The sequence below is a fragment of the Vogesella sp. XCS3 genome, from assembly GCF_020616155.1.
Classification (GTDB): Bacteria; Pseudomonadota; Gammaproteobacteria; order Burkholderiales; family Chromobacteriaceae; genus Vogesella.
Genome location: NZ_CP085530.1, coordinates 2636821 through 2662070, shown reverse-complemented (window position 1 = coordinate 2662070; position 25250 = coordinate 2636821). Strand labels below are relative to the sequence as shown.

Genomic DNA, 25250 nt, shown 5'->3' with positions numbered 1-25250 from the left:
CCATGATCAAGCGCGTATCCGGCGAGCAATGGCTCGCCTTCGGGATCATCCTGCTGGGCCTGTTCATGGCCTGGCAGCTGCAGGACATCCCGAACGATGCCGGTTATGCCGGCATCGGGCCGCGCTTCTTTCCTTCGCTGGTGGTAACCGGTCTGATCGTTGCCGGTGGCGCGTTGCTGATGCAGCGTCGCCACAGTAACGGGCCGGATACCATCCTCAGCGATGGCGAGAACGACGCGGCTGAAGTAGAAGCCGAAGACGAATTTGCCCGTGGCGACGCCGACTGGCGCATGTTCGCCATCGCCAGCGGCAGCCTGATTGCCCATATGGCGCTCATTGGCCTGGTGGGTTTCACCCTGGCTGGCACCTTGCTGTGCTTCGGTATTTGTCGTGCACTGGACACCCGCCGCCCTACGCTGGACCTGGTGTTGTCTTTTGTTCTGGCCCTGGGCCTGTTTCACCTGTTCAAGACGCTGGGCCTTAACCTGCCGGCGCTGATCCCGGGGGGAGTACTGTAATGGAATCGTTGAATGCCCTGTTCAGTCTGGGCTTTGCTACCGCACTGACCCCGGCCAACCTGCTGTGGGCGCTGCTGGGCTGTACCCTGGGTACCGCCATTGGCGTGCTGCCCGGCGTGGGCCCGGCTGTCACCGTGGCGCTGCTGCTGCCGGTAACGCAAAGCGTAGACCCAACCGGCGCGCTGATCATGCTGGCCGGCGTGTACTACGGCGCCATGTTTGGCGGCTCTACCACCTCCATCCTGCTGAATACCCCGGGTGAAGCCGGCTCCATCGTGTCGGCACTGGAAGGCAACAAGATGGCCAAGGCCGGCCGCGCCGGCCCGGCGCTGTCTACCGCCGCCATCGGTTCGTTTGTGGCCGGCAGCATTGCCACCGTACTGCTCACCCTGCTGGCCCCGGTGATTGCCGGCTTTGCCCTGCAGCTGGGCCCGGTAGAAACCTTTTCCCTGATGATGCTGACCTTTGCCGCCGTATCTGCCGTGCTGGGCAACTCACCGCTGAAAGGCTTTATCGCCTTGCTGCTGGGCCTGTCCATGGGCCTGATCGGCATCGAATCGCAGTCTGGCCAGAGCCGCTTTACCTTTGGCCTGATGCCGCTGATCGACGGTATCGACATCGTGGTGGTGGCCATGGGCCTGTTTGCCATCGGCGAAACGCTGTACACCGCCACCTACGAAAACAAGATCGCCGGTCGTATCGAGTCGCTCAAAGGCAGCTTCTGGATGAGCAAGGAAGACTGGAAGCGCTCGTGGAAACCGTGGCTGCGTGGTACCGCCATCGGCTTCCCGTTTGGCACCCTGCCAGCCGGCGGCACCGAAATGCCGACCTTCCTGTCGTACTCGGCCGAGCGCAAGCTGGCCAGCCCGGAAGCGCAAAAAGAGTTCGGCAAAGGCGCCATCGAAGGCGTAGCCGGCCCGGAAGCGGCCAACAATGCCGCGGTAACCGGCACCCTGGTCCCGCTGCTGACGCTGGGCATCCCCACCTCGGCTACCGCCGCCATCATGCTGTCTGCCTTCCAGCAGTACAACATCGTGCCGGGCCCGCTGCTGTTTGATACCAACCCCGAGCTGGTATGGGGCCTGATCGCCTCGCTGTATATCGGCAACGTGATGCTGCTGGTGCTGAACCTGCCGCTGGTCGGCCTGTGGGTACAGTTCCTGAAAGTACCGCGCCCGCTGCTGTACGGCGGCATCGTGGTACTGGCTACCATGGGTGCTTATGCGCTGCGCCAGAGCTGGTTCGACCTGATGCTGCTGTACATCATTGGTGTATTGGGTTTCATGATGCGCCGCTTCGACTTCCCGGTGGTGCCGCTGGTGGTAGGCCTGATTGTGGGCCCGATGGCAGAAAAACACTTCCGCCGCGCCATGTCCATCCACCAGGGCGACCTGACCGTATTCCTGACGCACCCGATCTCGCTGGCCATCCTGGTGGTGACTGCCGCCATCCTGATCGTGCCGCCGCTGATGAAGCGCCGCCAGAAAATGCTGCAAGCCGCCTGACCCGCATGTTGATGGCCGCCGTCAGAAGCGGCCGCTCACCCCGTACTCCCGGTACAAGCGATGTTGTACTTCTCACACGCCAGTGGACTCGTCATCAGTCTAGCTGGCGTTTTTTTTTGGCACGCCGCCGGCGGGCCGCTGCCCTGGCTGCTGGGGCCCTTGCTGGCCATGCTGGGCGGCCGCCTGCTGGGGCTGCCGCTGGCCAGCATTCGCCATAGCCGCGAGCTGGGCCAGGCCATTGTCGGCCTGGCGCTGGGGCTGACCTTCAGCCACGACGCCCTGTTGCGTACCGTCACGCTGGCACCCTGGATAGCCGTGGCGGTGGCGTTTGCTTTCCTGCTGGCCTGGGTGGCCATGCAGCTGCTGCGCCGGCTGTGCCCGGGGCTGGACCCGCTCACCGCCTGGCTGGTAGCGCTGCCTGGCGGCGCCTCGGAAATGACCGCCATCGGCGCCCGCCGTGGCGCCAGAAGCGAGTGGATCGTGCTGGGCCAGAGCCTGCGCGTGCTGATCGTCGTGCTGCTGTACCCCGGCGCCTTTGCCCTGTTTGGGCACAGCGCTGCACCGTTTGCCACCACGCTTGCACCACTGGGCAGCAGCGCCTTGCCGTGGCTGCTGCCGGCACTGGCGCTAGGCGCGCTGCTGCAATGGCGCCGTATCCCCAACCCGTGGTTTATCGGCCCGCTCACCATCAGCCTGCTACTGGCCAGCAGCGGTACGGTGAACGGCAGCCTGCCCGGCGGCTGGGTAGAGCTGGCGCAGCTGCTGATCGGCATTGCACTGGGTGTGCGCTTCGATAGACAGCAGATGTTGGCCGCACCGCGCTTTCTGGCCGCGTTCCTGGCCAGCCTGGCCTGCCTGCTACTGCTGGCGGTGGGTGGTGCCTGGCTGCTGGCGTGGCTTGCCGGCCTGCCACCAGCGCTGGCTATCCTGGCACTGGCCCCCGGCGGCATTACCGAGATGTGCCTGACCGCCAAGGCGATGGGGCTGGACGTGCCCACCATCATCGGCTTCCAGCTGTGCCGGCTGGTGATGGTGCTGCTGCTGGCCGAGCCGCTGTCGCGCTGGCTGGCGCCGGCTCAAGCGCGCGTTTGAAGCTGGCATGGCATTTGCAAAGAGCCAGGCAGCCCTCTATCACGGACACCACCATGCGTAGCCTGTTTACCAAGCCACAAGCCCCCGTCACCAGCGACGCCGTCATCTTCAACTACCAGCAACCCGCCCGTGCCCGCCTGGTGGCGCTGGGCAGCGGCAAGAAGCTGTGGCTGGTGGAAACCTACGACCCGCAGCACAAGGTATGGGTATGGCAGCAGGAAACCAGCGACATGGAACAAGCCGTCGATGACGCGCGTCGTCTCAGCCTGTTTCCGGCGCGCAAGGTGTCGTGAAATAACTGGTATTTTACTGGTTTAACGTTGGCCGCAGAGCCGCATCACAGGGGCGCCGCCGCCGCGGGCGGGCTGGGCACGCCCCTTGCCATTGCTGGCTTTCCACTACTTATCAACAGGCTGTGGATAAATTCCGGGGTGGCTGTCGGGGATCAGCATGGCCGGCAAGGTGCGCAGATAGAAGTCCACCGGCCCGGCGCTGCCGATGATGGCGTAGGCGTACCCCAGCTGGTGCAGCGCATGCATCGATGCCAGCAGCAGTAAACGTCCAAATCCTTGACCTTGCTCGCTTTCCTTTACCCCCGTGGGGCCGAAAAAGCCGCGTGCGGTCACGTCATAGCAGGCAAAACCCAGTAGCTCGCCGCCGCGCTGCAATACCCAGGCACTGGGCGGCATACTGCGGAATACTGTATCGAATTCGTCGGCCCAGCCATCAGAAAATTCACGGCTTATCCACATGCGCATGGCACCACGCTCGTGCGGCATGGGGTGGCGTAACACCACGCCGTCGGGCGCGGCGGGGCAGGGCGGCAGCTGGTACAGCTTTACCAGAATGTCGGCGGGCATGGCGTTTTCCTGTGGATATATCAAACCTGTTTGATACCACTTATTGCCTGTCGCGGCTAGCAGCCACTGTCATCTGCCAGTCACCCACCGTTCATGGGTTTGCCACAGCAGGCTGGCATGCTGTCGCGCCATCGACTACCCGACGCTTTCCACATGTTGAACCGAGCACTCACTCTGGCCGCGCTGGCGGCATTACCGCTGGCCACGCTGCTATGCGGCAGCATACTGTTGCTGTGGCCGGCTACCCCGCTGTGGCTATTGGCCTTGCTGATGCTGCTATTGCCGATGTGGAGTGCCATGGTGCTGTACGGCTGCGGTCTGGCCAGTACGCTACGCTGCACGCAGCGCCTGTTCGGTGCCAAACTGTTGCTGTGGAGTGTGGCACTCACCGCTTATGGCTTGCTGGCGCCGTCAGGCCTGGTGCTGCACATCTGAGCCAGCCATAAAAAAACGGGCCTTGCGGCCCGTCAAACACCCTCAAACAATGCCCGTTAGGCAGCCGCACCCTTATGGGCGGGCGGCGTATCGAACGCTTTGCGCAGCTCGGCCAGCCTGGTTTGCGCGGCCTGGTGGCCGGCTTCTTTCACGTGGCCGAAACCGCGAATTCCCTCGTACAGTTTTACCATCTCGCTCGCCGTGCCCAGGTTGGCCGCAGACAGGCCCGCCAGGAGCTGGCCTACCAGCGCCTCGAACTCGCCTATCATCGCGCGCTCCAGGCGGCGGTCGGCCTGCCAGCCAAACGGGTCCAGCGCACTGCCGCGCAGGCCTTTGAAGCGGGCAATCACGCCCAGCGCCTTCAGTGCCCACGGGCCCAGGTTCACCTTTTTCGGCTGGTGGCCGGTCATCCAGCTGGCGCCAAAGTGGAAGGTGAGCTTGAGGTCACCGTCGAACTGCTCGCGCAGCGCCCGCTGGAACTCGCCGTCGCTATACAGGCGTGCCACTTCGTACTCGTCCTTGTAAGCCAGCACGTGGTAGTAGGCGCGGGCGACCGCCAGTGTCAGCGCGCTGCTGCCCGGCTTGGCACGTTCTTCGGCGGCTTTCACCTGCTCCACCAGCACCTTGTAGCGTGCGGCCAACTTATCGTCCTGGTAGGCCACCAGCTCTTTGCTACGGTGGTGCAGTACGCCCTCTACCGTATCACGCGGTACAAACTGCACCACGGCCGACGGGCTGACCAGGGTCTCGATACGCGCCGGGTCGTGTGCGGCGTGGCGGCCCCAGACAAAGGCCTGCTGGTTGAACTTCACGGCGGCACCGTTCAGCTCGACCGCTTTCATGATGGCTTCCAGCGATACCGGCACCAGGCCTTTTTGCCAGGCGTAACCCAGCATGAACATATTGGCCGCAATGGCGTCGCCCATCAGTGCGGTGGCGATGCGGGTGGCGTTGACCTCGGCAAAATGCTGGCTGCCTACCGACTCGATGATGGCTTCCTTCATGGCCTTGGCCGGGAAGCGCACGTCCGGGTTTTTCAGGAAGGCGCTGGTCGGCGATTCGTAGTTGTTCACCACCACGTGGCTGAAGCCTTCGCGCATTTTGGCCAGCGCTTCCTCGGCGGCGGTCACCACCAGATCGCAGCCCAGCACCAGGTTGGCGTCGCCGGCGGCAATGCGCACGGCGTGCAGTTTTTCCTGGCTATCGGCAATGCGCACATGCGACCACACCGAGCCGCCTTTTTGCGCCAGGCCGGCCATATCCAGTACGGTCACGCCCTTGTTATCCAGGTGTGCGGCCATGGCCAGCACCTGGCCAATGGTCACTACACCGGTACCGCCCACGCCGGTGACCATGATGCCGAACGGCTCGTGCAAGCCGGGCAGCTGCGGGGCCGGCAGGGCACCCATGCTGTCCAGGCTGGCGGCGGCACCACCCGGTTTTTTCACGCTGGCGCCGGCCACCGACACAAAGCTGGGGCAGAAGCCTTCCACGCAGGAGAAGTCTTTGTTGCAGCTGCTCTGGTCGATCTTGCGCTTGCGGCCCAGCGGGGTTTCCACCGGCAGTACCGACAGGCAGCCGGATTTCTTGCCGCAGTCACCACAGCCTTCGCACACGCGTTCGTTGATGAAGGCGCGGCGGTCCGGGTCGGGAAACTCCTTGCGTTTGCGGCGGCGGCGTTTTTCGGCGGCACAGGTCTGGTCGTGGATCAGGATGGTGACGCCGGGCAGCTCGCGCAGCTCTTTTTGCAGGCGATCCAGCTCGCGGCGGTGGAATACCTCCACGCCCGGTGCCAGGCCTTCTTTCAGGCCGTGCGCGGTGCGGTATTTGTCCGGGTCGTCGCTGGTGATGACGATGCGGCCAACCCCTTCGGCGTGTACCTGGCGGGTAATCATCGGCACGTCCAGGTAGCCGTCCACATTCTGGCCGCCGGTCATTGCCACCGCGTCGTTGTACAGGATCTTGTAGGTGATGTTGACCTTGCCTGCCACCGCGGCGCGGATGGCCAGCAGGCCGGAGTGGAAGTAGGTGCCGTCACCCAGGTTGGTGAACACGTGCTTGGTGGTGGTAAACGGCGCCTGGCCCAGCCAGGTAATGCCTTCGCCGCCCATCTGGGTGAAGGTCTTGGTGCTGTCGCCTTCGATCCAGTGCGCCATGTAGTGGCAACCGATGCCGGCCACGGCGCGGCTGCCTTCCGGCACCTTGGTGCTGGTGTTGTGCGGGCAGCCACTGCAGTAATGCGGAATGCGCGCGATAGCTTCGCGCGGTTTCACCAGCTGGGCTTCCTTGTCGTCGTAGAACTTCAGGCGATCGTGGATCACCGGGCTGTCGTACAGGTTGGCCAGGCGCTTGGCGATGGCGCGGGCGATCATGGCCGGGGTCAGCTCGCCAGCAGCCGGCAGCAGCCAGTCGCCGTGCGGCAGCGCCCATTCGCCTTTTTCGGCAAACTTGCCCACCACGCGCGGGCGCACGTCGTCGCGCCAGTTGTACAGCTGTTCTTTCAGCTGGTATTCGATGATCTGGCGTTTTTCCTCGATCACCATGATCTCTTCCAGGCCCTCGGCAAACTGGCGCACGCCTTCCGGCTCCAGCGGCCACACCATGCCCACCTTGAAAATGCGCAGGCCGATATCGGCGACCAGTTTTTCGTCGATACCCAGGTCGTCCAGCGCCTGCATCACGTCCAGGTAGCTCTTGCCACAGGTGATGATACCCAGCCGCGCCTTCGGCGAATCCAGCGTCACGTGGTTGAGCTTGTTGACGCGGGCGTAGGCCAACGCGGCGTACAGGCGGTGGTGCAGCACGCGCTTTTCCTGCGCCAGCGGGGTATCCGGCCAGCGGATGGACAAGCCGTCCGGCGGCAGCGGGAAGTCTTCGGGGATCAGCGTTTGCACGCGCTCGGGGCTGATGTCCACCACGGCGGCACTTTCGATGGTGTCGGAGATGGCCTTGATCGACACCCAGCAGCCGGAATAACGGCTCATGGCCCAGGCATGCAGGCCGTAGTCGATCACCTCTTGCACGCCGGACGGGCTCAGCACCGGAATCATGCTGGCGGCCAGGATGTGGTCGGACTGGTGCGGGAAGGTGGACGACTTGGCGGCGTGGTCGTCGCCGCAGATCAGCAGCACGCCGCCGAACTTGCTGGTGCCGGCCACGTTGCCGTGCTTGATCACGTCACCGGAGCGGTCCACGCCGGGGCCCTTGCCGTACCACATCGAATACACGCCGTCGTACTTGGCACCCTCGAACATGTTCACCTGCTGCGTGCCCCACACTGCGGTGGCGGCCAGGTCCTCGTTGAGGCCCGGGTGAAACACCACATTATGCGCGGCCAGGTGCTTGCTGGCCTTCTGCATGGTCTGGTCCACGTTGCCCAGCGGCGAGCCGCGGTAGCCGGTAACGTAGCCGGCGGTGTTCAGCCCGGCGGCGCGGTCGCGCGCCTGCTGCATCATCGGCAGGCGTACCAGCGCCTGGATACCGTTGAGCAATACCTGCCCGGTAGGTGCCGTGTATTTGTCTTCCAGTTCGACGTGGCGAATCGACATGGTGTCTCCTCCATCTGTGTGCTTGTCGCAGCGGGTCGGGTGAAGCCTTGTGAGCCGTCCCGTCCTGGTGATGTAGCCCGGCAGCGGTAGGCAGCGGGCGGTGTCTCTGTCTCTTTATAGTGTGTCGGCAGGCGTGCTACCGCTTTGTGCGAACACTAGTTGACGCAAACGTAAACGTCAAAAGCTTTGTCGTTTTTTCAAGCCTCGCGCGCGGGCGAGTGCGGCAAATGTGCCAGTGCAGCAAAATCGCCGCCGCCAGCCGCATGGCATACTGGCCAGGCCCTGGCCCCACAGGCGGAAACACTGCGTTCTGCCGCCATGGTTGAGCCCGCCACCACCGCACCGCTACAGTGCTGGCTTGAATCCTTGCTGCTAGCGGCTACCCGCTGTTTGCGGCCAACCTTAGAGACGTATCCATGTCATCTGCACCCAACGAAACCGGCAAAGGCGTGCTGTACGCCACCGGCGCGTTCTTTATCTGGGGCCTGTTCCCGCTGTACTGGAAACCGCTGCACGCGGTACCGGCGCTGCAAATCCTGTGTCACCGCATTGTGTGGTCGGCACTGTTCGTGGCCATCTTGCTGCTGGTGCAGCGCAACTGGCGCTGGCTGGGCGACAGCCTGCGCGACGGAGCCCGCCTGCGCGTGTTTGCGCTGTCGTCGCTGCTGCTGTCGTTCAACTGGCTGATCTATATCTGGGCGGTGAACGAAAACCGCGTGGTGGAAGCCAGCCTGGGTTATTTCATCAACCCGCTGGTGAACGTGCTGCTTGGGCGGCTGTTTCTGGGCGAACGCCTGACACGCACCCAGGGCATCGCCATCGGCCTGGCCACGCTGGGCGTGGCGTGGCTCACGTTATCGGTGGGCACGCTGCCGTGGGTGGCGCTGAGCCTGGCGGCCACCTTTGGCGTGTACGGCCTGCTGCGTAAAAAAGCGCCGCTGCCGTCGCTGGAAGGGCTGGCGCTGGAAACGTTCCTGATGCTGCCGCTGGCGCTGGCGGCGCTGTTGTGGTTTGCCGTACGCGGCGACGGCGCGTTTGGCCAGCTGGGCCTGGCCACCGACGCGCTGCTGATGGGTGCCGGCGTGGTCACCGCCATCCCGCTGCTGCTGTTTGCCAGCGGCGCGCGCCGGCTGAAGCTGGCCACGGTAGGGTTGATCCAGTACCTGGGGCCCACCATCCAGCTGCTGCTGGGCGTATGGCTGTACCACGAGCCATTCGGCAGTAGCCGCGCCATCGGCTTTGGCCTGATATGGGCGGCGCTGGCGCTGTACTCCGGCCACGGCCTGCTGGGCTACCTCAAAGCACGGCGCGCGGCCACCGCCTAGTGCCAAACGTTGGCCACAACACCACAAGGGCAAGCCGCATGGCTTGCCCTTGTTCTTTCACGCAGCCCGTGGCAATAAAACCGCACACCAGCCGCAAGCTGGCTGCAGTCTGCCCCTTCGGCCATTGACGCCGCCACGCCACATCACCACAATGCCGCTGTCCTCCGCCCCGCGGACGGCATTCGCTCTTTATTCATACCGGCCCACACCGTGCTGCATGCACCGGGCCACGCTCTTTCAAGGAAACGCCATCATGGCATCGCTCTTTATCCTGTCGCGCCATCTCGCGCGCGACGTGCTCGCCGACGAGCTCCCCCCGCCACACCACCATAGCCTGTGGCACACCCTGTGCAGCCAGGCTTGCAGCCTGGTGCAGCCCAGCCACCGCCCCGCGCTACCCGACTCGCACCAGCACTATGTTCAGCGCTGGTTAATGGAGAAAGGCCCACACCGATGCTGACCCTGCCACTAGTAACACCACGCCTGCAGCTGCGCGACTTTTGCGCCAGCGACCAGGCCGCCTACCGCCAGCTGCGCCTGGGTAGCGCCTTCGGGCAACACTACGCCGCACACCAGCTCAGCCCCGACTTTAGCGACGCCCTGCTGCAGCAATTCATCGCCCAGCAGCAGGCCACACCGCGCCGGGCGTGGCAGCTGGCCATTACGCTGGCCGATGGCGGTACGCTCGTCGGCTCGGTCGGCCTGCGTTACACCAGCCTGGCCGGCGAAGCCCAGTTCGGCATCGAGCTAGGCGAAGCCTACTGGGGCCAGGGCTACGCCCGCGAAGCCGGTGCCGCGTTACTACACGCCGGTTTCAACCCGCTGGGCCTGCATCGTGTAGAAGCCGACACCCATGCGGCCAACCTGCCGGCACAGCGGCTGGCCACCAGCCTGGGCTTTGTCCCCAGCCGCCAGGAAGGCGACCGCCACATCCTGGCGCTGTCTCTGGATATGCCGGGTGTGCTCAGCGAGCGCAAGTTGCTGGGCGCACAAGCCCGGTTAAACCGTCATGCCGGCTACTGGCAACTGGCCACCCCCGCGCAGCCCGATTTCTACTTTGGCAACCTGCTGCTGCCCGACCAGGCGCCGCTGCAGCGCGATGTATGGGAAGCCCGCTTCGACGCCGCCTTTGCCGGCCACGCCGGCGTACAGCACCGCACGCTGCTATGGGCGATGGAAGACGAAGACTGCGCCGCGCGTTACCAACCGTGGCTGGACGCCGGCTACCAGTACATGGAAACCGTTGCCCTGCTGCTTACCCGCGACAGCCTGCGGCCAACCCGGCTACCTGCCGGCCACACGCTGCGGCCGCTGGCCAGCGAAAACGACTGGCAGCAATGGGCGTCGCTGCTGGCCGCCAGCCGCGACCCCGGCCACGACGAAGCAGGCTATCGCCGCTTTCTGGGCGGGCTCCAGCAGCGTTACCTGCAGCTGGAACACAGCGGCCACGGCCATGTCTGGGGCGTGTTTGCCGGCGGGCAACTGCAGGCCAGCGCCGGCCTGTTTACCTGGCAGGCGCTCGGGCGCTTCCAGATGGTGGCCACCGCGCCTGCAGCACGGCGCCTGGGGCTGGCAAGCGGCCTGATCAGCGCACTGGCCGAATGGGGGCTGGCGCGGGTACCGCGCCTGGTGATTGTGGCCGATGCCCACTACCACGCCATCGATCTGTATCGTAAGCTGGGTTTCGTCCACGCCAGCCGCGAAGCCTCGCTGTGCTGGTGGCCGCGTCACTAAGGAGTCCGTATGACCATCCTGCCTTACGCCCCGCATCAGCACGCCGCGCTGGCGCAGCTCTATCTGGACACGCGCCGCAGCTGCTTTCCCTGGCTGGATGGCCAAGCCATGCAGCTGGGCGACTTTGCCCGCGATACCGCCGACGAAAGCCTGCTGGTAGCGCAAGACGAGCACGGCCAGGTACTGGGCTTTGCCGGGGTATACGAAAAAGAAAACTTTCTGCACCACCTGTACGTGCAGCCGGCCGCACAAGGCCAGGGCATAGGCCAGGCCCTGCTGCAGGCCGCCGCCCTGCGCTTTACCGCCACCCCCTCGCTGAAATGCTTTGCGGCCAACCCGCGTGCGCTGGCGTTTTACCGGCAACAAGGCTGGCAACCGGCAGGCGAGGGCGTCGACGCCGCCGGCCACCGCTGGCTACGCCTGCAGGGGCCGCAGCCAGGCGTCGTCTTCAGTACCGACTGCGCCCGGCTGGACCGCGAGCTGGTGTACCAGTACCTGAGCCGCGAGTCGTACTGGGCTGCCGGCCTGCCGCGCGACATTTTCGAAGCCTCGTTGCAGGGCTCGCTGGTGATCGGCGGCTACAACGCCGACGGCCAGCAGCTGGCCTTCGCCCGCGTGATTACCGACTACGCCACCTTCGGCTACCTGGCCGACGTATTCGTGGTAGACAGCGCGCGTGGCCAGGGCATCGCCAAGGCGCTGATGCGCTACATCCAGCTGCACCCGCGGCTGCAAAACCTGCGCCGCTTCATGCTGGCCACCGCCGACGCCCACGGCTTGTACGCGCAGTTCGGCTTTGGCGCACTGGGCAAGCCGGAACGCATCATGGAAAAAGTAGAGCCGGCCATTTACCAAAGGTTGGCCGCAGAGCGGGGCCGGGCATGACCCGCAAGGTATTCTGGGATGACCCCTACCTGTGCACGCTAGACACCACGGTAGCCAGCGTGGCCGGCGCTGAGCTGACGCTGGCCGCCACCATCCTGTACGCCGAAAGCGGCGGCCAGGAAAGCGACCACGGCAGCATAGCCGGCTGGCCGGTGCTGGCCGCGCGCAAGCAGGGGCAGGACATCGTCTACACGCTGCCATCGCAACACAGCTTGCAGCCCGGCGTAGCGGTGACGCTGCAGCTGGACTGGCCACGGCGCTACCGGCTGATGCGGCTGCACTTTGCCGCCGAGCTAGTGCTGGAAACCATCTACCAGACCCTGCCGGACGTGGAAAAAATCGGCGCCCACATCGCCGAGCACAAGGCGCGCATCGACTTTGCGCTGCCGCAAGCCATCACCCCGCACCTGCCCGCCTTGCAAACGCGCATCGACGCGCTGATTGCGGCCAAGCTGGCCATTACCAGCGCCTTTTCCGACGCCGACGCCGGCCGCCGCTATTGGGAGCTACCCGGCATCGCCCGCGTGCCCTGCGGCGGCACCCACCTGCGCCACAGCGGCGAGGTTGGCCGCATCGCACTGAAGCGCAAGAACGTGGGCCGCGGCAAGGAGCGGGTGGAAATCACCCTGCTGGACGACACGCCTGCATGACGACTCGGCAGTTTGCCGGCTCGCAGCACACCGACAAAAACTGAGCCGCTACTGACAGCAGGCTGGCAGCAGGGGGCGCGTAGCCTGCGGTTTCACTCTACAGAGGAAACCTGCCATGACCACCGCCATCGTTGCCAACCTGCAGCTGATCTACGTCAGCGACATCGCCCGTTCCACCGCCTTCTACCAGCAGCTATTTGCCGCCAAGCCGGTTTTCAGCAGCCCGCAGTACGTGGCCTTTGCCGGTAGCGGCGACGCGCTGTTTGCGCTGTGGTCCGGCACCGCACCCGATACTGCCGCCGCGCCGCGTGGCGAGATCGGCATCATGCTGCCAGACGGCAGCGCGGTGGCGGCGCTGTACGCGCGCTGGCAGCAGGACCGCAGCCTGAACATCGTCACCCCGCTACGCGAGGAGCCCTACGGCCAGACTTTTGTCCTGGCCGACCCGGACGGGCACCTGATCCGCGTCTGCCAGCGCGATTGATAGCGCTAAGCCCGCGCCACGCGCCGGCTGCTGGCCAGCTGCACGCACAGCACGCTGGCCAGCACGGTTACCATGCCGGCCAGCGTCCAGCCGTGCAGGCTTTGCCCCAGCGCCACCCAGCCCAGGATGACCGCTGCCACCGGGCTGAGCAGCCCCAGCGCCGACACCGCCACCGGCGGCAGCAGGCGCAGGCCACGAAACCACAAGCCGTAGGCCAGCAGCGCGCCCACCAGCGACAGGTAGGCATAGCCCGCCACGTTGGCCGCAGACAGCGCCGGCATCGGCGGGTCCAGCCACAGCGCGGCCGGTAGCAACATCAGCCCGCCCAGCGTCAGCTGCCAGCCGGTTAGCGCCAGCAGCGGCAGGCTGCTGCCCCAGCGCCGCGCCAGGTACATGCCCAGCGCCATCACGATGGCGCCGCCGGCCGCCGCCAACACGCCCAGCGTATCCCACTGCGCGTTGCCGGCATTCAGCAACACCGCCATGCCGGCCAGCCCCGTACACGCCGCCAGCAACACCAGCGGCCGTGGGGTTTGCCGCTCCAGCAGCCACAACAGGCTCATCATCAACAGCGGCTGGATCGCGCCCAGCACGGCGGCGATACCACCGGGCAAGCGGTAGGCCGCCATGAACAACAGCGCCTGGAAGGCACCGATATTCAGCAGCGACAGCAGCAGCAAACGCGGCCACTCCTGCCGTTGCGGCAGGTGGCGCGTCCACAACAGCAATAGCAAGCCAGCCGGCAGCACGCGCAGCACACCGGCGCTGAACGGCAGGCCAGGCGGCAACCATTGCGTGGTCACCAGGTAGGTAGAGCCCCAGATCAGCGGCACCACGGCGGTGAGCAGGGTGTCGCGCCACAGGCGGGAAGCAGTCGTCACGAAGATATCTCCAATTCAAGATATAATTATCGTATCGATAATTTATCTTCAACTCAAGATATTTATCTTGAACCCGAGCTATCAGGAGCCGGCATGGATACCCCGAACACCCCCGACGCCGTAGACGCCATCCGCGCGCAATGGCAGCGCGAACGCCCCGACCTGGAGACCCGCCACATGGCCATCATCGGCCGGCTGGGCCGCTGCAGCATCCAGCTGCAAAAACGGCTGAACGACACCTTCGGCCAATACGGCATCAGCAACTGGGAATTCGACGTGCTGGCCACGCTGCGCCGCAGTGGCACACCGTATTGCCTGGCGCCCACCGCGCTGTTTTCCAGCCTGATGCTGTCGTCCGGCACCATGACGCGCCAACTGCAGCTGCTGGCCGAGCGCGGCCTGGTATGCCGCCTGCCCAACCCCGACGACGCACGCAGCCTGCTGGTGCAGCTAACGCCACAGGGGCTGGATCTGGTCAACGAGGTAGTGGGGGCACATGTGGATAATATGGCGCGCATCCTGGCGCCGCTGGACGCCGCGCAGCTGGACGCGCTGGACGCGTCGATGAGCGCGCTGCTGGCCACGCTGGAACCGGTAACGAAAGCGGGGCGCTGATGCTGCTGTACGACCTGGCCGCCGTCGGCGCCGCCACCTGCTGGGCCGCAGGCGGCCTGATCGGCGCCACCCCGGCGCGCCACTTTGGGCCGTTTGCCTTCAGCCGGCTGCGGCTGAGCTTCCTCACCGTACTACTGGGCAGCGCCAGCCTGGCGCTGGGTGGCTGGGCCACACTGCACGCCGCCGCGCTGCTGCCGCTGACGTTGTCGGCGCTGTTCGGCATCTTTCTGGGCGATGCGCTGATGTTCGCCGCCATGAACCGGCTAGGCCCGCGCCGCACCGGCCTGCTGTTTGCCACCCACTCGGTGTTTTCGGTGGCGCTGGGCGTGCTGCTGCTGGGCGAGGCGCTCAGCCTGCAGGCGCTGGCCGGTAGCGTGCTGGTGTTTGGCGGCGTACTGGTGGCGGTGGCGTTTGGCCGCCGCGACGGCAGCACCCACCACTGGGAACAAAGCCACGGTGTGAAAGCTGGTGTGGCGCTGGGCCTGGCCGCCGCGCTGTGCCAGGCATGCGGCACCTTCTTTGCCAAACCGGCCATGGCCAGCGGGCTGGACCCGCTCACCGCCAGCGCGCTACGCATGGCGATAGGCTGTGCGGCCAACTGGCTGCTGTGGGCCAGTGGCAGCCGCCTGGCGCGCATGGCCAACCCGCCCACCCCGCGCATGCTGGCCCAGCTGGCGCTAAACGGCCTGGTGGCACTGGGGCTGGGCATGACGCTGATCATGGTGGCGCTGCAAGGCGGCAACGTGGCCACCGTGGGCATGCTGTCGGCGCTCAGCCCGGTGCTGATCCTGCCTATGCTGTGGGCGGTGACGCGGCAGGCACCGCCGCTGCTGGGTTGGCTGGGTGCCGCCATCAGCGTAGCCGGCACCGTGCTGTTGCTGGGGCGCTAAACAAGTAGTAGCCCCAGCATGCTTCTTGGTGGTTAGGACATCAGAACAAACTGATTTATTTTGCAGATTGCCAAATTTTGCAATCGTCATTGTCTATTGGCATAAAATGCATTAATAATTAGTTCCCGTTTCTGACAAATAATTATCAAATGAAGAAAACGCTCTCCGTCGTCATCAGCAGTACCCTGCTGATGAATGGCTGCAGCACGCTACAACCTATTCGCCAGACCGTTAGCGACACCTTTGCCAGTGAAGACCCTTGCTCCAACAATGCCCGTAATATCGGCCTGGCGGCAGGGGCGGTGGTAGGCACCGGTTTGGGTGTCATTATCAGTAAAGCGACAGGTGGGGATAGCAAAAAAGCACTGCTGACGGGCGCGATGCTGGGTGCTGGTGCCGTAGCGGCCAGTGGCTGGTTTGTCGGCAAGAATATCGACCAACGACGCTGTGAACTGCACAAGATTGCCGAGCGTTACCATATCCGCCTGCATGCCACACCTATTTCCGTCGAGGGCCAAGCCGAACCGATAGGTCTGGCGATTACCCTGCCGGAAAATACCCAGAATGGCCACTTTGCCAGCGGCTCCGATGTGCTCAGCGCACCGGCTCGCAAGTACTTTACCGAAATCGCACGCCAATACAGCTTGTCGGTCCAGCTGGATAACCTGAAGCCAAATGCGACTGAAAACGAAAAACAGGCGCTACGCAAACAGCTAAGCGACAAGAAAATCCTGCTAGTCGGTCATACGGATGACACGGGGGAGTCGGCCAACAATGCCGAATTATCCGAACGGCGCGCGCGAGCCGTGGCTGCGCTGTTCCGCGAAGCCGGGGTGCCGGATGGCAATTTGTTATACCAAGGCGCAGGTGAAACCCTACCGGCAGCCGATAACAATAGTGCCGATGGGCGGCAAGCCAACCGCCGTGTTGAGATCATTGATGTCAACGATGAAGCCGCCTTGCAAAGTTACCTCGCTGGGCGCCGCCCTAATTTGTCTTTCTATCGGATTGAAGCAGAGAGCGCAGTACAGGCGGAAGCAGTACAGCCTGATGATGCACCGGTACAGAAAACGAAAGTCGCCAATACCAAAATCCGTACATCCCCCGGTACCGGTGATAAAGCGGCCAACACCAGCATAGAACCCAGTGCCGTGGCCAACGCTGGCAACCCGGCTAACAACAGCAGCCACACAGTAGCCACAGAAACTGCCAAACGCCCGGTGCAAACTGCCAGCAAACCGGTAGCCCCTACACCAAACAAGCAGGATGTTGGCAATGGCCCCCCTTCTGCGGGCAAAAGCACAGGCAGTGTAGCCAACCATGCTGCCGGCCCTGGCAAGAGCACGGATGGCATTCCCCCCGTAGCCCAAGCACCTGCCGCCACAAAAAAACCTGCACAACCGACGAGCACACCAAGCAAAAAGCCCGTACCGGTTGTGGCCAACACGGCAGAAAGCATCAATTTCGGCGGCCAGCCGGCCAACGACCGCAACAATATGCTGAGTATCGGCAAGCAAGTCAGCGACCAGGCTGGCTTCAGCTTTATTGGCAAGGCCTACGCCAGTGATATGGCCATCTTGCAAAGCTGCAACCGCGACCGTCCACGCGTCAGCGGTAACGTAAAGCAGCTGAAAGACGGCAAGGTCTACGCCAAAAGTGAGCATCTGCCAGGTCTGTATGGCACAACGTGGGCCGACAAAGTGAATGGCCACCTGGTGGTACTGAACAGAGTCAGCCTGCTACGTGACAGCGCCATGGTTGATGTATTGCCACAAGTCAATGTCTACAAAGACTACGACCCGACCCGTAACAAAAACCCGCAAGCCACCCTCAGTTTCACCCCCCAGGTAAATACCTACCGGGGTGACAAAGGCATCCTGTATCGCATGTTTACCGGTAAGGGAAAAAACCTGCAGTGCATGGATGTCCTGCTACCGGTAAACGGCGGGCGTGAAGCACAAAGCGGGTTAATTCTTTACGACAGCCAAGGCAGCACCCTGATCGCTCCTTTCCAACCAAAATCGCTATAAGAGAACATCATGCAAGCATTTTTTGCCGCCTCGCCAGCCCTGGCCTGGAGTCTTGTCAGCCTGCTGCTGGCACTGGCCGCCATTGCCCTGCTTTGGGAAAAAGTAAAATGGTGGTGGTTGAACACCTGGTACAAAGCCCCACTGGTGGGCAAGCTTGCCGCCTTGGCACGCGACCGTAGCGGCAAGGATGAAGACGGCTGGAGCCGTGCAGAACGCATCCTGTGCCACGACTACATGAGATTCATGCAAATCCAGGACGAGCATGATTTCAACGAGAAAAAAACCTACCTGCGCCTTGCAACGGAAAACAGCCGCAAAAACATGCCGCCACTGCTGTGGGTACTGGTTTGCATGCTGGTATTTGTCGAAGCGATGGGGTTCTCCTATGTGCTCGCTGGCTACACCATTCCCGGTGCCAGCGAAAACCTGCAACAAACCGGCGCCTACGGTATTGCCTTTCTGATTTCGGTCATGCTGGTGGCGTTTACCCACTGGGCCGGCCACGAGATGTACGCTTCCAGCAAAATTAAGAGTGCGCGCCGCGAATGGCAGGAGTCGGGACAAAAAACCGACCTGTACGGCGACAAAGTATCGCTGGACATGCCACAGGATAGCGATGCAGGCCAGCCTGCCTACTCGCGCATGCTCAACCGTTTCGAGCACAAATATCCCAGCTACAAGATCATGATCACCACAGCACTGTTGGTACTGTCGGTGGCCGTAGGTGCTACCTATGTCCGTGGACAGGTACTGGATAAACAGTTACTGCAAGAAACCATGAACCCGGCCATGAGCAGCCTGGTAGAACAACCGTCTGCTGCTGCAGACCCGCTGAACGCGGTAGCCAATGGCGAGCTGCAGGTACCCGATGCCGATAAAGCCATGCACGACAAAGCCGTCAGCGAGGGTGTGAAGGAAGGCATCGCTACCGACAAGAAAGGTGGCTGGGGCACCTTCATCGTACTGGCCTTCATTTTTGTGTTCTTGCAGATTCTGGGCACACTGTTCGGCTACAAATACGGTTTTGCCGGCGAGGAAAGTGAAAAAGCCTACAAAGCCATCGGCAACGGCCGCTATGCCACCTACGCCGATGTACGCGCCCACTACGAAGAAATCCGCAATACCGCCCAGGCGATGCTGGCAGAGCTACAGCAACGCATCATGAAAATCCGTGATGTGAAAGCCAAGGAAAACAACAAAACCTTTGCCCAGTTCCTGGCAGAACGCCGCGCAGAAGCCACCGATAACCGCCGTGACGAACGTGTACAGACCAGCGCACGCCGTGACATTGAACGCCAGCCACTGGCAGCAGCAGCGCCCGTTGCACATGCCGCTCCTGCAGAACCGGCGCTGGACTTTGCCGAGCCTGCTGCCGCAACAACCTTGCCGCTGACACTGGATGAAGTACTGGCTCACCTGGATAGGCTGGACAGCAAAGAAGAAAAACTGGAGTGGATTAATAGTCAGCCGGAAACCCTGCGCAAAGACATTACTGCCGCGTTGAAACAACGCAAGGACGACGCAGCACGCCGTGCGCGTGAAGCTCAAAACGCCGAGCTGAATGACTTGCTGTAACCGGGGGAAACCATATGAAAAAACTCATTGCCCTTACCCTGCTTAGCGGTGCTGCCTGCGCATCGCAAAATGCCCTGAAAAGCTGCTACGAGGCGGTAAACATCAGCGCACCGGCCACCAAGACAGACAGTGAACTGTTCATCGTCATTGACCAGACCGTCGTACTGGACAAGGCCTTACGCGCCTCGCTGGTAGAAAACATTCGCCCATTTATCAAACCGGGCAATGCATTTTCGGTCACACAGTTTTCTGCCTATACCCAAGGCCATTACGCTAGCGTACTGACGAGTGCCAGCTTTAGTTCACCCTTGCCGGAAGCGCAACGCGCCGATACCGGCAAACCACAGCTACAGGCATTTGACCAATGCCTGAAACAGCAACAGCAAGCTGGTAGCAAACTACTGGGTGATGCGCTGTCCAGTGCACTGGCGGGTAGCAGCAACGGGGTAAGCCGGTCTGACATCTTGTCCACCCTGAAGGAAGTCGCCGTCAAAGTGAAAGCCTCTTCGGCCAAGAACAAGGTGATCTTGCTCAGCTCCGACATGCTGGAAAACTCCAGCATCAGCAGCTTCTACAGCAAGCAGGGGGTACGCCAGCTGGACGTGGCGACCGAGCTGAAAAATGCCCAGAGCAACAACATGCTGGCAGATTTCGGCGGTGCCCGCGTCTACGTGATGGGGGCGGGCTTGGTCGTGGAAGATGCAAAGGGCAGCTATCGCGACCCGAAAACCATGCAAGCGCTAGAGGGCTTCTGGCAGCAATATTTCTACAAGAGTCACGCTAAACTGGTTGAATTCGGTAAACCCGCCCTGCTGAACCCGGTGCAGTAACGCTCACTGCCAATACACACCGGGTGCATGCCAACAGCCAGGCAACTGCCTGGCTGTTTTGTTTTGCTCATCGAGCTAAACGCTCTGCCAAAGGCCAAGCGGCCAACCTTGCCCAAGGTTGGCCGCTTCTTTTTTTAACAAGCGCTGCTTACTGGTTGGCGCGCACCCACTTGTGCCACTGTGCAAACAGCTCGGGGTTCAGCGCGGCGATAGCGGAGCGCTTCCAGATGGTGTCGGCCCAGTAGTCGTCGGTATTCAGGCTGGCGATGCGCCCGCCGGCCTCTTCCAGGATCACCGCACCGGCGGCGTAGTCCCACAGGCGCTGGCCGCCGTGCAGGTAGATGTCGTAGCGGCCGGCTGCCAAGAAGCACCAGTCCAGCGTGCTGGAACCCATGCTGCGCTGGCTGCCGAACGGCGCCACACTCCCCATGCGCGCCGCCAGCTTGCCGGAGCGCAGGTATTTGATTTCGACAGCAGCGATGGCGTCGCCCATGCTGTTGGCCACCGTTTTCAGCGGCAGGCGCTGCCCGTTCAGGTAGGCACCGCAGCCGCGGCGGGCGTAGAACATTTCGTCGGACACCGGGTTGTAGATCACGCCCAGCTCGCTGACGCCATTGATCATCAGCGCTACCGATACGGCAAAGTAGGGCAGGCCGTTCACAAAGTTGGTGGTGCCGTCGATCGGGTCGACCACCCACAGGCCGGCCTGGTTGGCCGCCCACAGGGCGTCCTGTTCGGCCACAGTCATTTCTTCGCCTAACACCGGGTAGGCCAGGATGGCAGGCAGGCGCTGCTGCAGTACCTGCTGGCAGGCCAGATCGGCTTCGGTAAACAGCGAGCCGTCCTCTTTGCGCGTCTTGCCCACGCGCAAAAAGCGCGGCATGACCTCGTAACGGGCCACGTCGCGTACGACCTGTATTACCTGATCGACCACTTGCATCCATCTCTCCTCTCGCGCTGCGGGCAGGCCCGCTTACCACCGTGTAATGTTTATGTTGTTGCACGTGCAGCAAACCAAGCAAAATACCGTTATCAACACGAACGATCAACACACCATGCCAAGGTTTTTTATAGATATTGCTCTGGCTGCCGGGCAAACCCTGGCGCTGCCGGATACGGTGGTGCGCCATGTGCAGGTTTTGCGCCTGCGCGAAGGGGATGCCATTACGCTGTTTAACGGCCGAGGCGGCGAATACCACGCCACCGTTACCGAGCTGGCAAAACGCGACGTTAGCTGCACGATTACGGCATTTGACGACACCAGCCGCGAATCCCCGGTATGGCTGGGCCTGGCGCAGGCGATTTCCAGCGGCGACCGCATGGAATTCACCCTGCAAAAAGGCGTGGAAATGGGCGTGAGCGCCTTCCAGCCACTGGCCACCGAACGCAGCATCGTCAAACTGGCCGGCGACCGCGCCGACAAGCGTGTGCAGCGCTGGCAGGAGATCGTGATTGCCGCCTGCGAGCAAAGTGGCCGCAACACCGTACCCGAGGTACGCCCCATCCTGACGCTGAAACAGTGGCTGGCCAGCTTGCCACCGGCCGACGCCCACTTGCTGCTGTCACCGCTGGGTACGCAAAAGCTGGTAGACATCGCCCGTGCGCCGCAGCAGGCGTGGTTGATGGCCGGGCCGGAAGGCGGGCTATCGGCCGCCGAAGAGCAGCAAGCCATTAGCGCAGGCTGGACGCCGCTGAAACTGGGGCCGCGCATCCTGCGCACCGAAACGGCGGCACTGGCGGCAGTCGGTGCCATCCAGACGGTGTGGGGCGATTACAGCGTATAGCCCCACCAGGTAAAGCAAAGCGGCCAGGCGATAACAGCCTGGCCGCTTTGCTTTTGGGTACGGCCTGCTACAGGCGGCGCCCGCACACCGCGGTACGGCCGCTGCCGTGGGGGCGGCGCGCCGGGTCGTCGTATACGCCCAGCTGTTGCAAGCCGGCTTTGCGCATCATGCTGGCAGACGGGCCGTTTTCTTCGTGGCGGTCGGCTACCACCCAGGCTTGGCCCTGTGCTGCCAGCTTCTGGCACACGCTGTTCAGCAAGCGGGCGCCGATACCCTGGCCGGCGTAGTCGCGGTGCACTACCGCCTCCACGATATAGCTGCACTGCGGCGGGCTGATATCGTCGGGCCGCAGGCTGGGGTAGGGGTCGGCATGGCGGTACAGCACCGCCCCTACCAGCACGCTGCCGTCCTCGGCCAGCACGGCGCCAGCCAGGCCGGCCACCAGCTGCTGGATGGTCCGCGCCACACCTTCCGGTGGCAGCCAGTTCCAGGGATTGGGGCCGTGGTCGAACAGCAGCGCCTGCACGCTGTCCGCGTCAAAGGCGGTAGCGTCACGCAGCACGATGCTCACGACTGCTCCCCGTCATGTTCCGGCACAAAGCTGCCAGGCTCGGGCTGGCTGGCCAGCTGGTCGCGGGTATTTTTCTGTACCGCCACCGCCGCAAACAGGCTCAGCAGATAGGCCATGGCGTAAAAGCCTTTTTCGCTGCCCAGCAAGGTGGCGTTCCACAAGCCCACACCCAGTAGCAACAGGCTGATGCCCACCGACAACCAGCACAGGCCATAGTAAATCCCGCTGACGGCGATGTTCTCCAGCCGGTCGCGCACGCTTTTTTGCAGAGACACGGCGGCAAACAGGCCGTACAGCAGCACGGTGAAGTAATAGCCTTTTTCGTTCAGCGGCATGGTGGCGTTCCACAGCCCGACAAGGTAGGTAAGCATGCCGGCAAACAAGGCGACCCAGGACACGCCGACAAAGGCGGCCGAGGGCGGGGCGATGCGGGGTTTCATGGTGTATCTCCTGCGGTAGTGGCGGGGTGGTAGTACTGTTCCAGGGTGGCGTGGCCATGCTGTACGTGCAGCGTGGCCCAGGCACCGTTCATCAGCGTCCATTGCGGGGGCACGTGGCCGATATCGGCATCCAGTACCAGCGGGCAGGGCAGGTCGCCTAGCGCTTGCATGACGGCTTCTTCGTACTGCAGCTCGTGTGCCTGTTGTGCCTCGGGGCCGCTGCTGCGCCCCAGTATCAAGCCGGCCAGGCCGTCGAATATCCCGGTCAGCCGCATGGCGGTCAGGGCGCGAGCGAGCTCGCACGGGGCCAGTTCGCAGTTTTCCAGGTACAGCAACACGGGTTGGCCGCGCCAGGCTTGCAGGTCGAAATAAGGCGTGGCGGCCAGGCGCGACAGCGTATCCAGGCAGCCGCCGATCAGGCGCCCGCTCATGCTGGCCTGCGCCGCCCCCGCCACACGCACGCGGCTGCTTTTGGCCACACCGGGGTCGCCAAACGGCCAAAAGTGCGTAAAGGCCTGCTGGCGGGGCGGCAAACCGTGCTGCCAGCTGTACCACAGCGCTTGCATTTCGCTTTGGCGATCCGGGTGGCTGATATCAAACACATTCGGGCTGTGCAGTGTGGCCCAGCCGGCGCGCAGGGTCAGCGGCACCGCCAGCGTGGAAATATCGGAAAAACCGCATAGCCATTTGGGCGGTAATGCGGCCAACCTTGGCCAGTCCAGCCCGGCCAGCAGCTGCATGGCCAGCTCGCCGCCCCAGGGCGGCAGAACGGCCTTAATGGCAGGGTCGTACAGAAAGTGGTTGAGCTCGGCCAGACGGGTGGCAGCGCTGGCGCTGGCGTTTTTTTCTTGCCGGCGCAGGGTGTCGCCTTCTACCACCAGGTAGCCGGCAGCGCGCAGCGCGGCGATAGAGGCATCCAGACGGGCGTGCATCACTTCCGGCACACCGGAGGACACCGCGCACAGTGCAAGCGTGTCACCGGGCTGTAAAGGGGCAGGAAAGCGCAAGTTCATGGCAGGGCCAGCAGGTTATCGGCCCACCATTACAGCAGCAATCCCCAGCCATGACAAAAGCTTGGCGAATTGTGCTTATCGATACGGGCAACCACGCCGTCTTGGCGGTCACTTGTGGATAAACCAAGCTGGCCATGATGCTGGCACCGCTTTTCAATAAAAACAGTTACTTACGCGGCAAGCATGATTTACCCACAGCCTGCTAGCCGGCTCGATGCCGATTGCGCATACCGCGTTTAAAAGTGCAGCAACAAAAAACCGGCCTCACAGGCCGGTTTATCCACAGCTTGCCGCTGGGCTAGCGAGTTTTCCCCAGCCGGTGCAGCTCGATCAGCTTGGCGTATTTGATATAGCTGTTGAAGCAGCCAATGCTGATGTGCACCAAGCCTGGCAAGCCATCACGAAAACCCTGTCGTACCAGGTAAAACTTGATGAATCGCGTCAGCGGGCTGAACACCAGCTTGGCCAAGCCGCATTTTTTGCCGCGTTGGTACAGCGCCTCGGCTTGCAAACTGGTGTAGCGGTTCTGTTTGCTCAGGTACAGGGCGATGTCTTCACCGGACTCGTGCATCAGGTCACCCGCCAGGGTGCCAACCTTGCCATCTGTCTGCACATACTCGTGCACGACATCGTCCGACCAGCGGGCGTGCTGGCGGTGGAACAAGCGCAGGCTGTAGTCCGGGTAGCCTTCGCCAAATTTCAGAAAACGCCCCATGAACTTGTTACTACGGGCAAAACGCCAGGCGTAGGCGCCGGGGTTTTTCAGTAAATGCATGATTTCATGACGTAATTTATCAGACAGCCACTCATCTGCATCCAGACACAGCACCCAGTCGTGGCTGGCTTGTGCTACGGCAAATTGCTTCTGCGGGCCGAATCCCAACCAGTCCTGGTGGATAACTTTTGCCTTATAGGCAGAAGCTATTGCCAATGTCCTGTCTGTACTCCCCGAATCCACCACCACGATCTCGTCAGCAAAAGCACAGCTTTGCAGACATTTTTCCAGCTGGGTTTCTGCATTTTTGGTGATAAGCACCACGCTTAGCGCTTCAGACATACTTTCTAGACTGTCCAGTAATTAAATTGATAAGGGCTGATGAAGTAGCTATCCGGCTGTGGATAAGTACTTTTTTCTTTTTTACTTCAATACATTGCTTTGATTGAACAGCTGTGCCTGCTACGCCTGTTTTGTGGTGCAAGCTTTGTGGATAAATTGCCGGTTTTGTCATGAAGCCTGCTTGTCCACATCGCCAAGCCTGGTTTTACCCGCGGGCTGTGCATCAAGTGTGCCATGGCATGGGGTCTGCAGCGAAGCGTCTTGCGTGAGTGGCCAAGTCTCGACTTGCTGCAGACAGCCGTTTTTTTGCTGAAACATGGGCAAACTGTTTCGCACCTCACTCTTTCATTGTTTTCACATTACTTATTTGAAGACAATGATATACAGCGGACTTTGCTGTGGATAAGTAGTAAAAGAACTATTTTTTCAACAGCTTGCCATGTGTGTGGCTACCCCATTAACCCAGGTCGTGCTGGCGGGAGCCTTTGTGGATAACTATGCACTTCTTTATCCACAGCGCCTTATCCA

26 protein-coding genes are annotated in these 25250 nt (G+C 62.6%); 17 read left to right on the top strand and 9 right to left on the bottom strand.

All coding sequences use genetic code 11. From position 1 onward, the window contains the following. The first annotated feature begins 2 nt into the window (after positions 1–2). The 4 genes from LCH97_RS12705 (at position 3) to LCH97_RS12690 (ending at position 3408) form a co-directional block, all read left to right on the top strand. Entirely contained in the window at positions 3–518 is a 516-nt protein-coding gene (locus tag LCH97_RS12705; RefSeq protein ID WP_147693058.1) for a tripartite tricarboxylate transporter TctB family protein, read from the top strand. Then, complete coding sequence (locus LCH97_RS12700; RefSeq protein ID WP_227302010.1) at positions 518–2023, top strand: tripartite tricarboxylate transporter permease; 1506 nt, start codon at positions 518–520, stop codon at positions 2021–2023. The genes LCH97_RS12705 and LCH97_RS12700 overlap by 1 nt, the downstream gene beginning before the upstream one ends. Before the next feature lie 168 nt (positions 2024–2191). Beyond that, complete coding sequence (locus LCH97_RS12695) at positions 2192–3115, top strand: AbrB family transcriptional regulator (protein ID WP_255619339.1); 924 nt, start codon at positions 2192–2194, stop codon at positions 3113–3115. Positions 3116–3168: 53 nt separating this feature from the next. After that, positions 3169–3408, top strand: coding sequence for a hypothetical protein (locus tag LCH97_RS12690; RefSeq protein WP_144370579.1), 240 nt, complete (start codon positions 3169–3171; stop codon positions 3406–3408). A 105-nt stretch (positions 3409–3513) separates the two neighbouring features. Here LCH97_RS12690 and LCH97_RS12685 read toward each other — a convergent pair whose 3' ends face one another. Continuing rightward, entirely contained in the window at positions 3514–3975 is a 462-nt protein-coding gene (locus LCH97_RS12685) for a GNAT family N-acetyltransferase (protein WP_227302008.1), read from the bottom strand. Between the two features lie 117 nt (positions 3976–4092). Between LCH97_RS12685 and LCH97_RS12680 the strand changes: the two genes are divergently transcribed. After that, positions 4093–4410: a hypothetical protein gene (locus LCH97_RS12680; RefSeq protein ID WP_227302007.1), complete on the top strand. Its 318-nt coding sequence runs from the start codon at positions 4093–4095 to the stop codon at positions 4408–4410. Positions 4411–4466: 56 nt separating this feature from the next. Here the strand turns inward: LCH97_RS12680 and LCH97_RS12675 are convergent, their stop codons facing one another. Beyond that, positions 4467–7958 carry an indolepyruvate ferredoxin oxidoreductase family protein gene (locus tag LCH97_RS12675; protein ID WP_227302006.1) on the bottom strand — a complete coding sequence of 1164 codons (3492 nt, stop codon included), beginning with the start codon at positions 7956–7958 and terminating at the stop codon, positions 4467–4469. 416 nt (positions 7959–8374) lie between these two features. Between LCH97_RS12675 and rarD the strand changes: the two genes are divergently transcribed. From rarD to LCH97_RS12645, 6 genes are all read left to right on the top strand, one after another. Continuing rightward, entirely contained in the window at positions 8375–9283 is a 909-nt protein-coding gene (gene rarD, locus LCH97_RS12670; RefSeq protein WP_227302005.1) for an EamA family transporter RarD, read from the top strand. A gap of 253 nt (positions 9284–9536) precedes the next feature. Beyond that, positions 9537–9743: a hypothetical protein gene (locus tag LCH97_RS12665; RefSeq protein WP_227302004.1), complete on the top strand. Its 207-nt coding sequence runs from the start codon at positions 9537–9539 to the stop codon at positions 9741–9743. After that, positions 9737–11017: a GNAT family N-acetyltransferase gene (locus LCH97_RS12660; protein ID WP_227302003.1), complete on the top strand. Its 1281-nt coding sequence runs from the start codon at positions 9737–9739 to the stop codon at positions 11015–11017. Before LCH97_RS12665 ends, LCH97_RS12660 begins: the two co-directional genes overlap by 7 nt. A gap of 9 nt (positions 11018–11026) precedes the next feature. Beyond that, positions 11027–11902: a GNAT family N-acetyltransferase gene (locus tag LCH97_RS12655; RefSeq protein WP_227302002.1), complete on the top strand. Its 876-nt coding sequence runs from the start codon at positions 11027–11029 to the stop codon at positions 11900–11902. Next, complete coding sequence (locus tag LCH97_RS12650) at positions 11899–12552, top strand: alanyl-tRNA editing protein (RefSeq protein WP_227302001.1); 654 nt, start codon at positions 11899–11901, stop codon at positions 12550–12552. Before LCH97_RS12655 ends, LCH97_RS12650 begins: the two co-directional genes overlap by 4 nt. 115 nt (positions 12553–12667) lie before the next feature. Further along, entirely contained in the window at positions 12668–13036 is a 369-nt protein-coding gene (locus LCH97_RS12645; protein ID WP_227302000.1) for a VOC family protein, read from the top strand. Between the two features lie 5 nt (positions 13037–13041). Here the strand turns inward: LCH97_RS12645 and LCH97_RS12640 are convergent, their stop codons facing one another. Further along, positions 13042–13917 (bottom strand): carboxylate/amino acid/amine transporter, encoded by an 876-nt coding sequence (locus LCH97_RS12640; protein WP_227301999.1) that lies wholly within the window; start codon positions 13915–13917, stop codon positions 13042–13044. A 93-nt stretch (positions 13918–14010) separates the two neighbouring features. On the opposite strand from LCH97_RS12640, the gene LCH97_RS12635 reads away from it, so the two are divergent. The 5 genes from LCH97_RS12635 (at position 14011) to LCH97_RS12615 (ending at position 19857) form a co-directional block, all read left to right on the top strand. Continuing rightward, a complete protein-coding gene (locus LCH97_RS12635) occupies positions 14011–14532 on the top strand; it encodes a MarR family winged helix-turn-helix transcriptional regulator (protein WP_227301998.1) in 522 nt (173 codons plus the stop codon). After that, positions 14532–15422 (top strand): DMT family transporter, encoded by an 891-nt coding sequence (locus LCH97_RS12630; RefSeq protein WP_227301997.1) that lies wholly within the window; start codon positions 14532–14534, stop codon positions 15420–15422. The genes LCH97_RS12635 and LCH97_RS12630 overlap by 1 nt, the downstream gene beginning before the upstream one ends. A gap of 149 nt (positions 15423–15571) precedes the next feature. Continuing rightward, positions 15572–17452: an OmpA family protein gene (locus LCH97_RS12625; RefSeq protein WP_227301996.1), complete on the top strand. Its 1881-nt coding sequence runs from the start codon at positions 15572–15574 to the stop codon at positions 17450–17452. A gap of 9 nt (positions 17453–17461) precedes the next feature. Then, a complete protein-coding gene (locus LCH97_RS12620; protein WP_227301995.1) occupies positions 17462–19027 on the top strand; it encodes a hypothetical protein in 1566 nt (521 codons plus the stop codon). Between the two features lie 14 nt (positions 19028–19041). Then, positions 19042–19857: a hypothetical protein gene (locus LCH97_RS12615; RefSeq protein ID WP_227301994.1), complete on the top strand. Its 816-nt coding sequence runs from the start codon at positions 19042–19044 to the stop codon at positions 19855–19857. Positions 19858–20005: 148 nt separating this feature from the next. Here LCH97_RS12615 and LCH97_RS12610 read toward each other — a convergent pair whose 3' ends face one another. Beyond that, positions 20006–20797 carry an inositol monophosphatase family protein gene (locus LCH97_RS12610; RefSeq protein ID WP_227301993.1) on the bottom strand — a complete coding sequence of 264 codons (792 nt, stop codon included), beginning with the start codon at positions 20795–20797 and terminating at the stop codon, positions 20006–20008. Positions 20798–20912: 115 nt separating this feature from the next. Between LCH97_RS12610 and LCH97_RS12605 the strand changes: the two genes are divergently transcribed. Continuing rightward, positions 20913–21641 carry a 16S rRNA (uracil(1498)-N(3))-methyltransferase gene (locus LCH97_RS12605; RefSeq protein ID WP_227301992.1) on the top strand — a complete coding sequence of 243 codons (729 nt, stop codon included), beginning with the start codon at positions 20913–20915 and terminating at the stop codon, positions 21639–21641. Positions 21642–21708: 67 nt separating this feature from the next. Here LCH97_RS12605 and LCH97_RS12600 read toward each other — a convergent pair whose 3' ends face one another. The 5 genes from LCH97_RS12600 to LCH97_RS12580 form a co-directional block, all read right to left on the bottom strand. Then, entirely contained in the window at positions 21709–22212 is a 504-nt protein-coding gene (locus LCH97_RS12600) for a GNAT family N-acetyltransferase (protein ID WP_227301991.1), read from the bottom strand. Next, positions 22209–22652, bottom strand: coding sequence for an inner membrane protein YiaA (gene yiaA / locus LCH97_RS12595; RefSeq protein WP_227301990.1), 444 nt, complete (start codon positions 22650–22652; stop codon positions 22209–22211). The genes LCH97_RS12600 and yiaA overlap by 4 nt, the downstream gene beginning before the upstream one ends. Beyond that, on the bottom strand, positions 22649–23665 hold the full coding sequence (locus tag LCH97_RS12590) for a S66 peptidase family protein (RefSeq protein WP_227301989.1): 1017 nt from the start codon (positions 23663–23665) through the stop codon (positions 22649–22651). The genes yiaA and LCH97_RS12590 overlap by 4 nt, the downstream gene beginning before the upstream one ends. A gap of 298 nt (positions 23666–23963) precedes the next feature. Continuing rightward, on the bottom strand, positions 23964–24722 hold the full coding sequence (locus LCH97_RS12585) for a glycosyltransferase family 2 protein (RefSeq protein ID WP_227301988.1): 759 nt from the start codon (positions 24720–24722) through the stop codon (positions 23964–23966). Further along, positions 24715–24894: a hypothetical protein gene (locus tag LCH97_RS12580; RefSeq protein WP_227301987.1), complete on the bottom strand. Its 180-nt coding sequence runs from the start codon at positions 24892–24894 to the stop codon at positions 24715–24717. Before LCH97_RS12580 ends, LCH97_RS12585 begins: the two co-directional genes overlap by 8 nt. Between the last annotated feature and the right edge of the window lie 356 nt (positions 24895–25250).

Bases quoted from the DNA above. Each gene is read 5' to 3' on its own strand.
- LCH97_RS12705 (WP_147693058.1), top strand. From the start codon at position 3: ATGATCAAGCGCGTATCCGGCGAGCAATGGCTCGCCTTCGGGATCATC.
- LCH97_RS12700 (WP_227302010.1), top strand. From the start codon at position 518: ATGGAATCGTTGAATGCCCTGTTCAGTCTGGGCTTTGCTACCGCACTG.
- LCH97_RS12695 (WP_255619339.1), top strand. From the start codon at position 2,192: ATGCTGGGCGGCCGCCTGCTGGGGCTGCCGCTGGCCAGCATTCGCCAT.
- LCH97_RS12690 (WP_144370579.1), top strand. From the start codon at position 3,169: ATGCGTAGCCTGTTTACCAAGCCACAAGCCCCCGTCACCAGCGACGCC.
- LCH97_RS12685 (WP_227302008.1), bottom strand. From the start codon at position 3,975: ATGCCCGCCGACATTCTGGTAAAGCTGTACCAGCTGCCGCCCTGCCCC.
- LCH97_RS12680 (WP_227302007.1), top strand. From the start codon at position 4,093: ATGCTGTCGCGCCATCGACTACCCGACGCTTTCCACATGTTGAACCGA.
- LCH97_RS12675 (WP_227302006.1), bottom strand. From the start codon at position 7,958: ATGTCGATTCGCCACGTCGAACTGGAAGACAAATACACGGCACCTACC.
- rarD (WP_227302005.1), top strand. From the start codon at position 8,375: ATGTCATCTGCACCCAACGAAACCGGCAAAGGCGTGCTGTACGCCACC.
- LCH97_RS12665 (WP_227302004.1), top strand. From the start codon at position 9,537: ATGGCATCGCTCTTTATCCTGTCGCGCCATCTCGCGCGCGACGTGCTC.
- LCH97_RS12660 (WP_227302003.1), top strand. From the start codon at position 9,737: ATGCTGACCCTGCCACTAGTAACACCACGCCTGCAGCTGCGCGACTTT.
- LCH97_RS12655 (WP_227302002.1), top strand. From the start codon at position 11,027: ATGACCATCCTGCCTTACGCCCCGCATCAGCACGCCGCGCTGGCGCAG.
- LCH97_RS12650 (WP_227302001.1), top strand. From the start codon at position 11,899: ATGACCCGCAAGGTATTCTGGGATGACCCCTACCTGTGCACGCTAGAC.
- LCH97_RS12645 (WP_227302000.1), top strand. From the start codon at position 12,668: ATGACCACCGCCATCGTTGCCAACCTGCAGCTGATCTACGTCAGCGAC.
- LCH97_RS12635 (WP_227301998.1), top strand. From the start codon at position 14,011: ATGGATACCCCGAACACCCCCGACGCCGTAGACGCCATCCGCGCGCAA.
- LCH97_RS12630 (WP_227301997.1), top strand. From the start codon at position 14,532: ATGCTGCTGTACGACCTGGCCGCCGTCGGCGCCGCCACCTGCTGGGCC.
- LCH97_RS12625 (WP_227301996.1), top strand. From the start codon at position 15,572: ATGAAGAAAACGCTCTCCGTCGTCATCAGCAGTACCCTGCTGATGAAT.
- LCH97_RS12620 (WP_227301995.1), top strand. From the start codon at position 17,462: ATGCAAGCATTTTTTGCCGCCTCGCCAGCCCTGGCCTGGAGTCTTGTC.
- LCH97_RS12615 (WP_227301994.1), top strand. From the start codon at position 19,042: ATGAAAAAACTCATTGCCCTTACCCTGCTTAGCGGTGCTGCCTGCGCA.
- LCH97_RS12610 (WP_227301993.1), bottom strand. From the start codon at position 20,797: ATGCAAGTGGTCGATCAGGTAATACAGGTCGTACGCGACGTGGCCCGT.
- LCH97_RS12605 (WP_227301992.1), top strand. From the start codon at position 20,913: ATGCCAAGGTTTTTTATAGATATTGCTCTGGCTGCCGGGCAAACCCTG.
- yiaA (WP_227301990.1), bottom strand. From the start codon at position 22,652: ATGAAACCCCGCATCGCCCCGCCCTCGGCCGCCTTTGTCGGCGTGTCC.
- LCH97_RS12590 (WP_227301989.1), bottom strand. From the start codon at position 23,665: ATGAACTTGCGCTTTCCTGCCCCTTTACAGCCCGGTGACACGCTTGCA.
- LCH97_RS12585 (WP_227301988.1), bottom strand. From the start codon at position 24,722: ATGTCTGAAGCGCTAAGCGTGGTGCTTATCACCAAAAATGCAGAAACC.
- LCH97_RS12580 (WP_227301987.1), bottom strand. From the start codon at position 24,894: ATGACAAAACCGGCAATTTATCCACAAAGCTTGCACCACAAAACAGGC.